At 45.9% G+C, this 15,643-nt stretch carries 13 protein-coding genes; 12 read left to right on the top strand and 1 reads right to left on the bottom strand.

Features of this window, described 5'->3' with window-relative positions:
* Nucleotides 1-115: 115 nt before the first annotated feature.
* The 6 genes from QL234_RS27135 (at nucleotide 116) to QL234_RS27110 (ending at nucleotide 6,935) form a co-directional block, all read left to right on the top strand.
* Nucleotides 116-940 carry a PEP-CTERM/exosortase system-associated acyltransferase gene (locus tag QL234_RS27135; RefSeq protein WP_281560893.1) on the top strand — a complete coding sequence of 275 codons (825 nt, stop codon included), beginning with the start codon at nucleotides 116-118 and terminating at the stop codon, nucleotides 938-940.
* Nucleotides 941-1,130: 190 nt separating this feature from the next.
* Nucleotides 1,131-2,405 carry a Vi polysaccharide biosynthesis UDP-N-acetylglucosamine C-6 dehydrogenase TviB gene (gene tviB, locus QL234_RS27130; protein WP_281560892.1) on the top strand — a complete coding sequence of 425 codons (1,275 nt, stop codon included), beginning with the start codon at nucleotides 1,131-1,133 and terminating at the stop codon, nucleotides 2,403-2,405.
* Nucleotides 2,406-2,433: 28 nt separating this feature from the next.
* Nucleotides 2,434-3,492 (top strand): NAD-dependent epimerase, encoded by a 1,059-nt coding sequence (locus QL234_RS27125; protein ID WP_281560891.1) that lies wholly within the window; start codon nucleotides 2,434-2,436, stop codon nucleotides 3,490-3,492.
* A 304-nt stretch (nucleotides 3,493-3,796) separates the two neighbouring features.
* Nucleotides 3,797-4,648: a ThiF family adenylyltransferase gene (locus tag QL234_RS27120; RefSeq protein ID WP_281560890.1), complete on the top strand. Its 852-nt coding sequence runs from the start codon at nucleotides 3,797-3,799 to the stop codon at nucleotides 4,646-4,648.
* A gap of 166 nt (nucleotides 4,649-4,814) precedes the next feature.
* Complete coding sequence (locus QL234_RS27115) at nucleotides 4,815-5,669, top strand: THxN family PEP-CTERM protein (RefSeq protein ID WP_281560889.1); 855 nt, start codon at nucleotides 4,815-4,817, stop codon at nucleotides 5,667-5,669.
* A gap of 411 nt (nucleotides 5,670-6,080) precedes the next feature.
* A complete protein-coding gene (locus tag QL234_RS27110; protein WP_281560888.1) occupies nucleotides 6,081-6,935 on the top strand; it encodes a THxN family PEP-CTERM protein in 855 nt (284 codons plus the stop codon).
* Nucleotides 6,936-7,376: 441 nt separating this feature from the next.
* Here QL234_RS27110 and prsT read toward each other — a convergent pair whose 3' ends face one another.
* A complete protein-coding gene (prsT, locus tag QL234_RS27105; RefSeq protein ID WP_281560887.1) occupies nucleotides 7,377-10,136 on the bottom strand; it encodes an XrtA/PEP-CTERM system TPR-repeat protein PrsT in 2,760 nt (919 codons plus the stop codon).
* A 47-nt stretch (nucleotides 10,137-10,183) separates the two neighbouring features.
* Between prsT and QL234_RS27100 the strand changes: the two genes are divergently transcribed.
* From QL234_RS27100 to QL234_RS27075, 6 genes are all read left to right on the top strand, one after another.
* Nucleotides 10,184-10,459, top strand: a complete 276-nt coding sequence (locus tag QL234_RS27100; protein WP_281560886.1) for a hypothetical protein — start codon at nucleotides 10,184-10,186, stop codon at nucleotides 10,457-10,459.
* Nucleotides 10,460-10,556: 97 nt separating this feature from the next.
* Nucleotides 10,557-11,699 carry a glycosyltransferase gene (locus QL234_RS27095; protein WP_281560885.1) on the top strand — a complete coding sequence of 381 codons (1,143 nt, stop codon included), beginning with the start codon at nucleotides 10,557-10,559 and terminating at the stop codon, nucleotides 11,697-11,699.
* A complete protein-coding gene (locus tag QL234_RS27090; protein WP_281560884.1) occupies nucleotides 11,692-12,792 on the top strand; it encodes a glycosyltransferase family 4 protein in 1,101 nt (366 codons plus the stop codon). The genes QL234_RS27095 and QL234_RS27090 overlap by 8 nt, the downstream gene beginning before the upstream one ends.
* A gap of 75 nt (nucleotides 12,793-12,867) precedes the next feature.
* A complete protein-coding gene (locus QL234_RS27085; RefSeq protein ID WP_281560883.1) occupies nucleotides 12,868-14,073 on the top strand; it encodes a glycosyltransferase in 1,206 nt (401 codons plus the stop codon).
* A gap of 10 nt (nucleotides 14,074-14,083) precedes the next feature.
* Nucleotides 14,084-14,644: a serine O-acetyltransferase gene (locus tag QL234_RS27080; RefSeq protein ID WP_281560882.1), complete on the top strand. Its 561-nt coding sequence runs from the start codon at nucleotides 14,084-14,086 to the stop codon at nucleotides 14,642-14,644.
* Complete coding sequence (locus QL234_RS27075) at nucleotides 14,625-15,629, top strand: polysaccharide deacetylase family protein (protein ID WP_281560881.1); 1,005 nt, start codon at nucleotides 14,625-14,627, stop codon at nucleotides 15,627-15,629. Before QL234_RS27080 ends, QL234_RS27075 begins: the two co-directional genes overlap by 20 nt.
* Nucleotides 15,630-15,643: the final 14 nt, after the last annotated feature.

The raw sequence follows: 15,643 nt of genomic DNA, 5'->3' as shown, positions 1-15,643 counted from the left end.
CTAGCATTAATGCGGTAAATTTATCAATTACGAATTGCATACATCCAAATAAACAAGTCATAATATTGCTAAGGGCAAAAATACATTTTTTGCGGCAAAACTAAAGAGACAACAAATGAGTTGGAATAAGAGGTTGCTTAATACCCCCATTATTGGCGACATCACCAAAAAGATAGCATCGATGAAAGTCAGCAATGATGCCAAGAATATTGCGGAGCATTTTACCCAATTTCTTAAACCTGAACTGGCAACAACCGATGAACTGCGCGCTGAAGTCTTCAAAATCAGGCATAATGTCTATTGCGAAGAACTCGCTTTCGAAGAAGTGAAAGCAGAAGGGCAAGAAAAGGATGAGTTTGATGATCATTCCATTTTCTCTATGATCAAACATAAACCTTCGAGCACCTACACCAGTTGTGTTCGCGTGGTAAAATCCAGCTGCGAAGAAGAGTTGCTGCCGATTGAAAAATATTGTCTCGACTCCATCCAAAATGAAAGCCTGCACCCGAGTAACTTTAAAAGGACTGAAATCTGTGAAATATCCAGGTTAGCGGTTAAAGCAGATTTCCGCCGCCGTAAATCAGATCAGTTTAAAGGCTCCGCCATCGGGGTGATCAGCGAAAGTACCTATTCGGAAACCGAATTGCGCTGCTTCCCTTTTATTGCCATAGGCCTGTATATGGCTGCGGCCACCCTGGCCATAGATACCGGTATCAAACATGTTTATGTGATGATGGAACCCAGGCTCGCCCGCAGTATGAAGTTTGTCGGCATTAACTTTCACCAGCTCGGCGACGCCATCGATTACCATGGCCTCAGGGCCCCCTATTATATTAATCCCAAAATCTTTATGGATAATTTAACCCCGGGCTTTAAAAGCCTGTTCAAAGCTATCGAAAATGATATTTGCGAGCAGCTGAGCGAACTTAAGTTAATTTAGCTTCAGACACAGCTGGCTAAAAAACATCTCTTCCTGTCCGAGTGCTGTTTGGGGCTGGCCACTGTGGCCCCTTTGGCCAAGGCTCGCCAAAACGGCTTTATTTTCATTAGTATCGGTAAGCAGTATTGCCAGGTTAAGGTGATCATTGTCATAATAAGCTTATTTTTGCTTAAACTAGAGAAATCACGGAATGAAAAACATAGCGTCATTGAAAATTGGTATCATTGGACTGGGTTATGTCGGTCTTCCGCTTGCCGTATCTTTTGGTAAAAAGTACCCGACCCTGGGTTTTGATATTAACCAGCAACGCATCAGCGAGCTCAACCAGGGCGTTGATAATACCCTTGAAGTCGAGCAAGATGAGCTGGCACAAGCAAACCAGTTAACCTTTAGTCATGATATTGAATCGCTGAGCCAGTGCAATTTTTATATTGTCACCGTTCCGACCCCGATAGATGAATACAAGCAGCCGGATCTGACGCCGTTAATCAAGGCCAGTGAAACTATCGCCAAGGTGATCCAGCCGGGAGATATTGTGGTTTATGAATCGACCGTTTATCCCGGCGCCACAGAAGAAGTGTGTATTCCCGTTATCGAAAAAAATACCGGTATGGCCTTTAACCGGGACTTTTACGCCGGATACAGCCCGGAAAGGATCAATCCCGGCGATAAGGAGCATAGACTGGAAACCATTTTAAAAGTCACCGCGGGCTCTACCCCCGAAATTGCCGACTTTGTCGATCAGGTTTATGCCAGCATAATCACCGCAGGCACCCATAAGGCCTCTTCAATTAAAGTCGCCGAAGCGGCAAAAGTCATTGAAAATACCCAAAGGGATGTCAATATCGCCCTGATCAATGAACTGGCGGTGATCTTTAGCAAAATAGGCATCAATACCGAAGAGGTCTTAAAGGCGGCCGGCACCAAGTGGAATTTCCTGCCGTTCAGGCCTGGCCTGGTGGGCGGTCACTGTATCGGTGTCGATCCCTATTATTTGACCCATAAAGCCCAGCAACTCAATTATCATCCTCAAGTGATTTTATCCGGGCGCAGGATAAATGATGATATGGGACGTTTTGTTGTGAAACGCCTGGTTAAAGCCATGATAGAAAAGCGCATCCATATTGTTGATGCCAAAGTATTGATCCTCGGCTTTACCTTCAAAGAAAACTGTCCGGATGTACGCAATACCCGGGTGATCGACATAGTGGATGAGTTAAAAGATTACAGCGCCCAGGTAGATATCCACGATCCCTGGGCCGATGCCGACATTGTCAAACATGAATACGGCATTGAGATGGTACAACCACAAGCCGGCCAGTATGACGCCATCATCATCGCCGTCGGCCATCAAGAATTCAAAACCATGTCTATGCCCGAAATCAGAAAGCTAGGCAAACCCGGCGCCCTGGTATTTGACTTAAAATACCTGTTTGATGCGCAAGAGTCTGATTTAAGACTTTAATGTTAATTATCCTGTTTGAGAAACTGCTATGAAAATTTTAGTCACCGGTGCCGCCGGTTTTATCGGCTCTCATGTCTCGCTTTTCCTGTTGGCGCGGGGAGACGAAGTTGTCGGCTTAGATAACCTCAATGATTATTACGATGTCAATTTAAAACACAGCCGCCTGAAAAGGATTGACGCTTATCTGGACGGCACGTCGGAAGAAAGCTTTCCCTATCCCGAGTCAGGCAATAAGGGCAGCTTTACCTTTATCGAAATGGATGTTGCCGACCGTGAAGGCATGGAGCAGCTTTTCGCCGAGCAAAAATTCGATAAAGTCGTGCATCTCGCAGCCCAGGCAGGGGTGCGTTACTCAATAGAAAATCCCCACGCTTATATCGACAGCAACATTGTCGGCTTTACCAATATCCTCGAAGGGTGCCGCCATCATAAGGTGAAACACCTGACTTATGCTTCATCCAGTTCCGTTTATGGCGCTAATGAAAGTATGCCGTTTTCGGTGCATGACAATGTCGATCACCCGCTGTCTTTATATGCCGCCAGTAAAAAAGCCAATGAACTGATGGCCCATACCTACAGCCACCTATACGACTTGCCGACAACCGGTTTACGCTTCTTTACCGTGTACGGCCCCTGGGGACGCCCGGATATGGCTTTGTTTATGTTTACCAAAGCCATTCTCGAAGGCAAACCTATTGATGTCTTTAACTACGGCAAACACAAGCGTGACTTCACCTATATCGATGATATCGTCAACGGCATTGTCCGCACCTTAGATAATACCGCAACCGGTAATCCGGACTGGTCCGGCGAAACTCCGGATCCTGGCACCAGTAAGGCGCCATGGCGGGTTTATAATATCGGTAACCAGTCACCGGTCGAGTTACTGGATTATATTGAAACCCTGGAAAACGCTTTAGGGAAAAAAGCAGAGAAGAACCTGCTGCCGCTACAACCGGGTGATGTGCCGGATACCTATGCCGATGTTGAGCAACTGGTACAGGATGTCAACTATCGTCCACAAACCACGATCCAAACGGGTATCGGCAACTTCGTCAACTGGTACCGGGACTACCATAAGGTATAAGCGTCCCGTTATGTTATCACCGGCAGCACCCCATTTAGCCGGTGATAACAAGTAACCGGGTCATTTCTGGCTCAGTTATTTTCCCCGCCAACATCAACTCTTGCACCTATTTCATCACTGCGCATTGGCTAACCTGAATTTTCCTGCGGTAAATTATGCGAATAATGCTAAAAATACTGACCTATGAACTAAGGTGATAAAGACAGTTAGATTAAAATGACAATAAAAATATAATAGATAAACTCAAAATGAAGACATTCATTTTTGAATTTATATTCCTGAACTTACAGCATCAAGGTTGAGCATGTTTGATTACAAAAAAGCTTTTTCAAGAAACATCGGCTGGGTTACCGAAGCCGAACAGGAAACATTAAGAACCCGGCGGGTGGCCATAGCAGGTGCCGGCGGCGTTGGTGGTATCCACTTACTCACCCTGGCAAGACTGGGTGTCGAAAATTTTAACATCTCAGATTTTGACGACTTTGAAGTCCACAATTTTAACCGTCAATCCGGGGCATTTATGTCGACACTTGGCAGACAAAAAGTCGATGTGATGGAAGAGATGGCAAAAGATATCAACCCGGAAGCAAACATAAAATCTTTTCCGGAAGGTATTTTCGCACATAATGTCGATGAGTTTCTCGAAGGTGTTGATTTATATGTAGATGCTTTGGACTTTTTTGCCCTCGAAGCCCGTAAAACCGTTTTTCAAAAATGCTATGAAAAGCAGATCCCGGTGATCACGGCAGCCCCCTTAGGCATGGGTTGTGCCTTACTTTGCTTTATGCCGGGACAAATGACTTATGAACAATACTTCAAATTTGCAGGGAAATCAGAGCACGACCAGCTTATTCAGTTCCTGATAGGTCTTTCACCCGCCATGCTGCAACGCCAATACCTGGTGGATGACAGCCGGGTTAATTTCAAAGAAAAACGCGGCCCCTCAACCCCGATGGCGGTAAGCCTATGTGCAGGAATAGCCGAAACTTATGCTTTAAAAATACTACTTAACCGGGGAGAAATATTAGCCGCCCCCCATGGGCTGCACTTTGATGCCTACCGTAATAAACTGGTAAAAACCTGGCGTCCTTTTGGCAACTCAGGGCTGATACCACGCATCATGTTTCATATCGCCAAACGTGTCGTGGACGCCTGATGTCAACATATTTTACATAAGCTTTCAGCCAAAAGATTACACTTTTCGCCAATCCTTTGTTTTCTATTGACTTTAATTTGATGGCATGTCTTATGCTCATTTTTTAACCACACCTGGGCTAAATCAATTTCTGGTTTGGTAAAATTCAACAAATAAAGGAAAGGCAATGAAAAATATCGGATTGATGAAAAACATGACTGCGATAGCACTTACGAGTGCACTTTCTTTTGGCGCTAACGCAACTTTCATGACGGCAACATCCAACGGCGGCTTTGTTATGAAGGATGCCGGCGAGTTTATTAACCTTGACGGTACCCTCCATGCGGATCAAACCAATGATGGAACGGTAAAACATGCAGGGGTTCGCTGGGGCGGTGACGGTGCATACAGTTCACTGGTGCTGGAAGACTTTGCTCCGGATATTGATGCCCTTGATACTAACTATATGCTTTCGGCATTAACCCATAATAACTTCCGCATCAGTGCCGCCTTTCCCTGGCTTACCAATGCCGATATTTTGGGTATGATCGCTTTCACCAGCACCAATACCGGCGGTATTGCAGCAGCCTTTGGTAGTTCAACGGTAGCCGATGCCTTCACTGCCAATGCCATGAGTGACTTTGATATCGGCTTCACCGAAACCTTTAACACCTCAACTGTCGCAGGTTGCGCACCGGTAGATGAAGACGGTGTTGCCGGTGGCGCCACTCACACTTTTGTCACAAACTGTGATGACTACTTCGACTATTCGATCGACAACCCGGCCCCGCTCCCTGATACCCTGCCGTTCGCCATTCCCTTCTATATTGACGGCAGCCATTATGCTTTGACCATATTCAGTTCTTTTGATGCTGATGGCAGTACGGTATTACCTCCCGGACGGATCTGGACAGAAGAAGAGAAATCAACCACCCTTTATACCTTTGCCCGCTTAAGTGAAATTCCAGAGCCATCCACCCTGGCGATACTCGCTTTAGGTTTATTAGGTTTTAGTCTCTCTAAAAGAAAATCGGAGCAATAAAGTTATTCACATAAGCTAGTCATGTAGAACCTCTGTTAAGCAGAGGTTCTACATTTTACAGCCGCCAAAACTTCCTCAGCTAAATGCTTTTCTCTTAAATAAGAATCCATAACAACACATCAGCAAAAAAGACGATATAACTCGAGCTGTTCAGGCTAACTTCAACAGCCAAAAACTGTGTCAATATTATTTACACATCCACGTCAAATTACTTTACATACACATGTCAGATTTCTTTACATCAAATTCCAGCCAATCCGCCTTTGCAGGACAAATCAATAGCTAACAGACTGTTTTAAAAGAAATTTTAAACATTGGCACACTAACTGCTTTAGTTAGGGTATCGGGCACATTAATGCCGCACAACATTTTAAAATAAACACGCAGAATCAAACACTTACAGGGTAAACAATGAAAAATACTGGATGGGTTAAAAATTTAACCGCTTTAGCGATTGCTAGTGCATTTTCTTTCAGCGCTAATGCAACTTTTATGACAGCAACTTCTACCGGTGGCTTTGTTTATAAAGATGCCGGTGAATTCACTAACCTTGATGGTAGTGCACATGCTGATCAAACAAACGACGGCACAGTGATCCATGACGGTGTTCGCTGGGGCGGTAACGGTGCATACAGCTCTTTAATTCTTGAAGGTTTCTCTGTAGATATCGATGCCCTTGATACCAACTATATGATTTCTGCCTTGACCCACAACAACTTCCGTATCAGTGCTAGTTTTGACTGGTTAACGCAAGCTGATATTGCCGGCTCTATTGATTTTTCAAGCGATCACTCAGGCGGTATCGCTGCTGACTTCGGTAACTCATTCGTTATTGATGACTTCACTTCAACCGCAACCAGTGATTTCGATATCGGATTCACCGAAACTTATAACAAGACTGACCCTACTCAGTGTTCTCCGGTAGATCAAGACGGCATTGCCGGCGGCGAGAGCCACGAATTTATCACAGGTTGTGATGACTACTTTGACTATTCAATCGATAACCCAGATCCATTACCGGACGTTATGCCATTTGCCGTACCTTTTTACATCGACGGCAAGCACTACGCATTAACGATCTTCACTTCTTTTGATGCCGACGGCAGTACGTTTATCAACCAGGACCGCGTTTGGACTGAAGAAGAAACCTCTACCACGGTTTATACTTTTGCCCGTTTAACAGAAGTTCCTGAGCCTTCAATGATTGCCTTATTTGGCCTTGGTTTATTAGGATTAGGTTTTTCCAAGAGAAAAGCCAAGAAGTAATCTCGAATATTCTTCGAAATAAAAAAACCTCTGCATTGGCAGAGGTTTTTTGTTTTTAGCCTTTCAATTAGCTATCCGTTTTCGTTCCACGATTGTCATCCGCCAACAGCATCACCTTCTGCACACCCGAGCATAAACCGTTAAAAACCTGATTATGAACAAGGCCAAGCGTCAGGAAGACCCACAAGTAACTTAAGGTTGGAATAGAGAGGCTATAAAAGAGAGCTATTGAAGCGCTAAGCCAGGTCACGCACATCGCCAATACCGGAGCGAGCAATGAAAAGCCCTAGCCTGCTAACCGCTTTAATTGACCTATCATCAAAACAAAGCTATTCGCCACAGGGCTATTGTCAGCGCCGGCAGACATAAAAAAACCAGCAAAAAAATTTGCTGGTTTAATTAGAAAACTAAAAAATACTTTGCAGTATTAAAACAAACGAGTTACAAAACCAGCTGCTCTATCTCATCTTTGAGCTCTGATTTTTCCTGCTCTGTCAGTCCGTCTACCAATTGTTTCGCTTCACTTTTCTTACCGTTCGCGGCAAGCGCCTGAGCATAATGCACTTTAATAGTGGCTTCTTTAGAAAGCGAATAAGCTTTCTTCAATATTTCCAGGGCCTCCCCCCGTTTGATGTTCTTCAGTAAAGCAACCCCTAAAGTGTCCAGTATTTGCGGATTATCAGGCATCAACTCATGCGCTTTTCTGGCATAGCTAATGGCTTGCTCATATTGTTTCTGCTCAGTTAACAGCCAGGCCAGATTATTTAAAGCAACAACATTTCTGGGTGAGGCTTTAATCTGTCTTAAATAAGAGTCTATCGCTTTGGCTGTATCTGTTCTGGTATACATTTCAGATAACAAACTTTGTACAGCAACATTTTGATTCACTTTTTCAGGTGCCTGCTCCAGTAAGGCAACTGCTTTGGCCTCATTGTCACTCCTGCGGTAGGCGCTTGCCAGCAACAGGGCTGTTCTGACATTGCTATCTTTAGCAAAAGACTGCTCGAGATGCTTGATAGCTTCGTCGTATTGCTTTTTATTAAATGCCAGGTGACCTGCCAATTGACTCACCAGGGCATTGTCCGGCAATTTATCCTGTAACTTGGTCAGCAAAGGACCAACTTTATTATTTCGGCCTAAACGCAACAGGTAATGGGTTTCCAAAACCATTAAACGTAAATTATCACTTTCTTTGGTGACTTTTTTCTGGGCTTTTCGCGCCTGAAGCAAAGCCGACTGAATATCACCGAGCTTTTCCAGAAATTCAATATGCTTAAGGTAAGCGACTACCGCCTGGGGGTTAACTGCTTGCCAGGTACCGGCAACATCGTTAAGTTTACTTTTATCCGATAACAGATAGTAGCCGTTCATCACAATGGAATAGTAGGCATTGGGTAATTTTTCCACCTGAGCAAGCGGTGCCAGATATTTTAATGCCTGCTCCGCCTCCCTGTCATTGATGAATTTTTGCGCCAGCATCAGCTTAGGCCAAATCACCTCTTTATGCTTGCTATTAATATCCGTCAGATAATCAAAGAATTGCTGTTGTTTTTCCTGTTTTTGACTGGCCAGATTCAGCATAATCAAAGCAGGCTTGGTATCCGGAGCAGCAGCCAATATCTGCTTCAGCAAGCTTTCTGCCGTTTGATATTCCTCGGCCCTTAAATGATGTTCCGCCAGTTTTAATAAAACCTTGGTAGAGTCAGGCTGATAACCTTGTGCCTGTTTGAGCACGGTTAAACTGGCATCCTGCTCGCCGGAAACGCTTAACACCCGTGCTTTTAACAATAGCGCCTCGATATCTTTCGGCTCTTTTTCCAGCCACTTTTCAACGATATTGTTCGCTTCTTCAATTTTATTTTGGTAGAGATAGGCAGATGCCAGTACCAGGTTGACCATTTTGTCATCTGAACTGACGGCGTTGACTTCTTCCAGATCGCTGATCCCCTGCAGGTCACGGTTCATCAGGCGGGCAAAAGCCAGTTTTTTCTTGGCGTTGACATCATCAGGTTTTACCTCAAGCGCCCTTTCGAAGATCGTTTCCGCATCTTGGGTTTGACCGCTGACCGCCAGGCTGGAGCCGATCACCGAAAGCAAATTACTGTCTTTATCGTCAAAACCTTCATATTCTCCGACATGCTCGTTTAACTGCTCAACATAACCGAGTTTCAACATAGACAACATGTAGAGCTTATGGGCTTCATGGGTTTTAGGCAGGCGCTCGACAATTTTGGAAAGTGCGGTATAGGCCTGTTCGAAATTATTCAAAAAGTAATTGCTGATCCCGGATAAATACAGCGCCAGGGGATCTTCCGGGGTGCTGTTTAAAGTAGTTTCGGCATGTTTTTTCACCAGCTCATAATCTTTTCTGCTGTTGGCTATTTTTGCCTTTAACAGGTTGGCCGTCGGGTGGGCCTCATTTAATTTCAGTAAGTCATCAACCAGCTTTTCTGCCGCCTCGTCATTTTCTAACTGAAGATAATCATTCGCCATCAATAACTTGATGCTATGCGCCCTGGGCCTAAGCTCTAAGAATTTTTCATATGCACTCACGGCAGTGGCAAAATCTTTATTTTGCTCCGCCACCCGGGCTTTCAGTATCCAGCCTTCTGCCAAATCATCCTGTTGCGCCAGCGCCTTATCCAGTAACTCTGCCGCCAGCTGGTAATTGTCATCCATGGAAGCAACTATCGCAGAGCCGTAGAGGCTATAGGAAGACTCAACATTAATGTCATTAGCGGTATCAAAGGCATCTTTGGCCAGCTCGACCTGATTTAAATTGATGTGCGCCTTACCTTTAAAGATAAAGCTCAAAATTTGCGCCGATTCTGTGGAAAACTTTTGTTTTTCCAGTAAATCGATCACCGCCTGGTTATCATTTTTTTCTAACAGAACTTCCGCCAGGAATAAGTTAGCCGTTTCGGCTTCATAGCCATATTCAATCGCTTTTTTAATTTCTTTTTCGGCATTATCAAGTTCACCGACTTTCAGGTAAACCTGTGCCAGGAGAAAACGCCCCTCGGCAGAGCGAGGCGTTTCCTTAAGAACATTTTTTAAAGTGATACTCGCAGTGGACAATTGCTGTTGCGCGATATGAGCTTTGGCCTCGGTTATTTGTTCCTCGGCGGTTTTTTGTGGGGTACATGCAGATGCCGCTAGCATCAAACTAGTGGCAAACAATAATTTATTAGCATTTTTCATGTAAACAAGTCCATCTATAAGCAAAGATATATAGCCAATATAGCAAAATGCCTGGCCAATTAAAGAAGAGGTTTTCTTGCCTGCAATCTCCCCTATTGCAGCAGTTCTTGCCGGTTAGAAAAAAACTACAGAAAACCTCAGATATATACCACAAAATTCTATGCCATCTGGGTTGGATTCACAATCAAAACAATGAAATAGAAAAACAGGCGGCTGTTCAGGCGCTGAAAACAATTTCATCGGGGGTAAGCAAACAAAAAAAGCAGCAATTTGCCGCGAAAAAATCTCCTGGTTCAGTGATTTTTTTTGAAAAATTAACTTAAGTCCGGCGGGTAATTATGACAAATAATATGCTATCATGCGGACGAAATTTTTTTTGATTATTAAGACCCTAAGATATTTGCTATATAGGAATGATGCGTGATTAAAATAGTTATTTTGACGGACTCTTTTGTTGGCGCAAAAGGCGGTAGTGAAAAACACATAAAAGACCTGGTTTCCGGCTTAGACAAGGACAAATACCGCATAGATATTATCCAGCTGTCGAATACCGAACAGATCCCTTTTCCGTCAGGCACATGTGATGCCAACCTCAGTTACCATCATTTCCCGGTGAAAAAAGTCTACGGCCTTTCCGGTTTTAAAACACTTTTTGCCATCAGCAAACTTATCCGCGAAAAAGGCATACAAATCGTACTCTCTTTCCATGAAATGTCCGATATTCTCAATGCCCTGTTACCGGTCAAAGTGATCAAACTTTCCAGCAGAAGGGATATGGGTTTTAAACGTAATCAAACCCTGGAAAAAATGATCCGCTTTATCAACAGAAACTTTTTGCTGGTCTTATGCCCCTCCAAAGCGGTACAGCAAAAAGTGTTAAGTGAAGGGATCCCAAAAGAAAAAACCTTGCTGTTATATAACGGCATCGACAGCGAAACCTTCACCCAGGCCCTGGAACAGCCCAAGGAAGAAAAAGCCCGGTTGATTTCAGAATTAGGACTAAAAGAAGACAAGGTCAAGCTGGTCACCATAGGCAATTTAAACCCCTGGAAAGGGCAAAGGTTTCTGGTGGATGCCGTCGGCATCATGAATGAGCGCGGGGCAAATTGCCAGTTGGTGCTGTTCGGGGAAGGGGACAATTTTGACGATCTGGCGCAGCAGGTTAAATCATTAAAACTCGAAGATGATGTATTTCTTAAAGGCTATTGCGGCAATGTCAAAGAGTACCTGCCGGCTTTTGATCTGATGGCCCTGCCCTCGGTCACCGAAGGCCTGTCCAACGCCCTGCTCGAAAGCGCCGCATCCGGCTTGCCCCTGATAGCAACCGATGTCGGCGGTAATCCGGAAGTGGTGCAAAACGGCATTAACGGCGAGCTGGTGCCGGCAGAAGACCCCGAAGCGCTGGCCCGGGCACTGATGAATTACCTGCCCTCCTCTCCCGGGTATACCGAAGCCGCCAGGGCCTCCCGCGCCCTGGTAGAACAGCAGTTTTCATTAAAAAATATGCTGCAAACCTACACCGGCTTATTCGAACGTTTAACAGGGCAGGAAAACCGTGATTAATGTTTTACATTTACGTTCGAGCTCAGGGTTATATGGCGCCGAACACGTTATTTTAAATTTAACCGGGCAAAGTTCGGCTAAGTGCCATCACGAACTGGCGGTGATCCAAAATTACCTCAACGACAATAACGAACTGTTTGAGGCGGCGAAGGCAAATGGCGTCACCAGCCATAAACTGCCCAACTCGGGCAAGTTTGATCTCGCCACCCTGGGCGCCTTGAGGAAAATACTGAAATCCTCAAAAATCGATGTTTTGCATTGCCATGATCCCAAGTCGGTTTTTTACGCGACCCTGGCCACCCTGCTCAGCCGCTCACCGAAAAAAATCGTGACCATGCACGGCTGGGTCAAAAACGATCTCAATATGAAATTTAATAACCTGGTGGAAAAGTTATGCCTGCCATGGTTTGCCAGGGTCATTGCCGTCAGCAAAGAAATCAGCCGGGATCTGGCGGGACAAATACCCCGGGATAAAATTTTCCTGCTGGAAAACGCCATAGATACCGAAAAGTTTCACCCTGCCGTATCCCGGTCCCGGGAAAGCCAGGCCCGGATAAACTTACTGATCGTCGGGCGCCTGTCGCCGGAAAAAGGCCATGACAACCTGTTAACCGCCCTGGCGCAGTTAAAGCAGGAGGGGAACAACAACTGGCACCTGAATATCGTCGGCGACGGCGAACTCAAAGCAGCACTGACAGCCACCAGCGAACGACTGGCATTAACAGAGCAAGTGACTTTTCACGGCGTGCAAACAAACATGCTGCCCTATTACCAGCAAAATGATCTCTATATCTCCAGTTCCCTCACCGAAGGCATGCCTTTGGTGATCCTCGAAGCCTTATCTTGCCGCCTGCCCGTGGTGGCGACACCGGTTGGCGCTATCCCTGAGTTGCTGCAGCAAAGCAAGGCGGGCATCTTATGCGATGATTGCAGCCCGCAAGCCCTGCATCAGGGATTAAAGCGGATATTAGCCCAAGATCAGGCCGGTATAGAAGCTATGACCGCCGCGGGAAGAAAGTATATCGAGGATCATTTGTCCTTGTCCCGGGCAAGAGAAAAACACGAAAATTTATACGCCGAATTGCTGAACTAGCTGCCGGTATTTTTCAAACGTCATTAACAGCATAATAAACTGCGACCATAACAGGCCAAAAAGGAATCAATAGTAATGGCAAAAATTCTTTTTATCACCACACGTTTGCCTTACCCGACAAATGAAGGGCACCAGATCAGAACCTACAACCTGCTCAAAAGAATATGCCCTTCGCATCAGGTTCATTATTTATCCCTGCAGCGTAATGATGACGACCCTTCGGCGGTACAACACCTTGAGGGTATGTGCCAATCGGTCCAGGTTTTCCCGATCCCCAACGAGCATTCAAAAATTCGCTTTGCCAAAGATTTGTTGCAGGGATTTTTCACCAAAACACCTTTTGTGGTACGCAAGTACTTTTCCCAGGAGCTGGCACGCGCCATTGAAGAAAAGCTGGCTACGGAACAATTTGACCTGGTGCATTTTGATATGCTGCCGCTGGCGCAATACGGCAAGTTACTCGGCAATGTCCCCTATGTGTTAAATAACCACAATGTTGAATCCCTGCTGTTAAAACGGCGCGCCGAAAATGCCGATTCTTTGCCTGAAAAGATCTTTTTCTCCAACCAGGGCAAAAGCCTGCACCGGTTTGAAGCCGATGTTTGTGCCCGGGCCAAAGAAACCTTTGTCTGCTCGCAAATCGATGCCGATATCCTGCAAGAGCTGAGTCCGGCGGCCAAGATCAGTGTCGTGGAAAACGGCGTTGATACCCAGTTCTTCTCCCCGGGGAAGCAGGAACAGATAGAAAATAGCCTGGTTTTTGTCGGCGGTATGGGCTGGTTTCCCAATAAAGACGGCATGATTTTCTTTATGGACGAGGTGATGCCGAAAATCCTGGCGAAAATCCCCGACGCGAAACTGACCCTGGTAGGTAAGTCCACCGGGGTACAAATTCCACAAGATGTTAAGGACAATATTACCGTGACCGGCTTTGTTGACGATTTCAGGCCGATTGTCGCCAGTGCCGCCGTTTATATCCTGCCGATCCGTGTCGGCTCAGGCACCCGGCTGAAACTGCTCGAAGCCATGGCCATGGGTAAAGCCATCGTTTCCACCTCGGTCGGCGCCGAAGGGGTGAACCTGAACGCCGATGAAAATATCATCTACGCCGATGATGCCAGTGCCTTTGCCCGGGGGATCATCGCCTTATTAACCGACAGTGAAAAAAATAACCGTTTCGGCCATTCGGCGCGCGAGCTCGCCACAAGTAAATATGACTGGGACATTATCGCCAATAAACTGCTAAGCAGTTATAATACTATCATTACAACAAACACTTAATACTAATAACATGTTTAATAATATTAAAGTCGACTATCAGAAATACGCCAGGGTTACCGAAAGACACAACCCGGTTTCCCGGTTTATCTTTTCACTGCTGCAGCACGGCTTTATCGCCCTGCTGGTGTACCGCTTTGGCCGTTATGTCAATACCATCGAAACCCCGGTGCTCAGTCATGTGCTGAAAATTGTCTATATCCTGCTCAAATACATCTCCGAAGTGCTGACCGGGATACAAATCAATGTCAATTCCGATATCGCACCGGGCTTTTTTATCGGCCATTTCAGCTGCATCATCATAGGCGCAGAAAAAATCGGCCGTAACTGCTCCGTCGGCCAGGGGGTGACCATAGGGCGCAAAGGCGCAGGCAAATCCAACGGCTGGCCGACAATCGGAGAAAATGTCTATATCGGCGCCGGCGCCAAAGTATTCGGTGCTATCTCCATAGGAGACAATGTCATCATCGGCGCCAATGCCGTGGTCAACAAAGATGTACCGGCAAATAGCACAGCCGTCGGTATTCCGGCAAAAATAATTCCGAACCAGGCCGATGAAGATCTCGCCAGCTAAGGTTATTGCCCGGGTAAAACAGGCCCTGATCGGCATGTCCGGCTTGTCGGCAAAGCTGCACCGGGTGCGCGGCTACCACAAAGTCACCATAGTCTCCTATCACGGCATACATAGCGATGAACTGCCGCTGGAAGATCATTGCTTTATGCATCTTGATCGTTTTCAAGAGCAGATGCATTACCTGCATCAGCATTTTAATGTGCTGCCTTTAGAGCAAGCCTTGCAGATGTCGGATTATGACGGGGAGAAACCCCTGGCGGCGATCACTTTCGATGACGGCTTTTATAACAACTACTCGCAGGCATTTCCCGTGCTCAAGGCGCTGCAGCTGCCGGCAACAATTTTTCTGGCAACCAACTATATCAACAGCCACCATACCATCTGGTTTTGTGATCTGCTGCGTATGCTCAGCCAAACCCCGAATAAAACCTTGCTTTGGCAGGGAAAACGCTACCACCTCAAAAACAATGAGCAAAAACAGGCGCTATCCAGGCTGTTGCAGGCACAATTGAAAACCAGGAAAGCGGATGAGGCCAGGGCCGAGCTGCAGGCTTTGGCTAAAGCGCTCGATTGCGATTTAGACTACCGCTACCAGGCAGACTCACCTTTTTATATGTTGACGACAGCGGCCATTAAAGAAATGTCCGATTCCGGGTTAATCACCTTCGGCGCCCATACCCATAACCATGTTATCCTGTCTAAAACCACTTTGGAGCATGCCAGGGAAGAAATTCAGACCTCTATCCTGGAAACCGAAAAACTTACCGGCAAGCCCTGCTACTGCTTTGCCTACCCCAACGGCCGGGCCGAAGATTTTAACGAGAGCCACCAGCAAATACTCAGTGACAACGGCATACGCTTTTCCGCCACCACCATAAATGGTCTGACGGCTCCGCAAAAAGAATTGCTCGCCTTTAAGCGCTTGTTTATCAATACCGACACCGGCATTGAGGTCTTTAAACTGCAAGTGCACGGGCACAGATAAATGATGGATATAAT

The organism is Thalassomonas sp. RHCl1 (assembly GCF_947387555.1).
Lineage (GTDB): Bacteria > Pseudomonadota > Gammaproteobacteria > Enterobacterales > Alteromonadaceae > Thalassomonas.
This window is presented reverse-complemented; position numbering and strand designations above follow the sequence as displayed.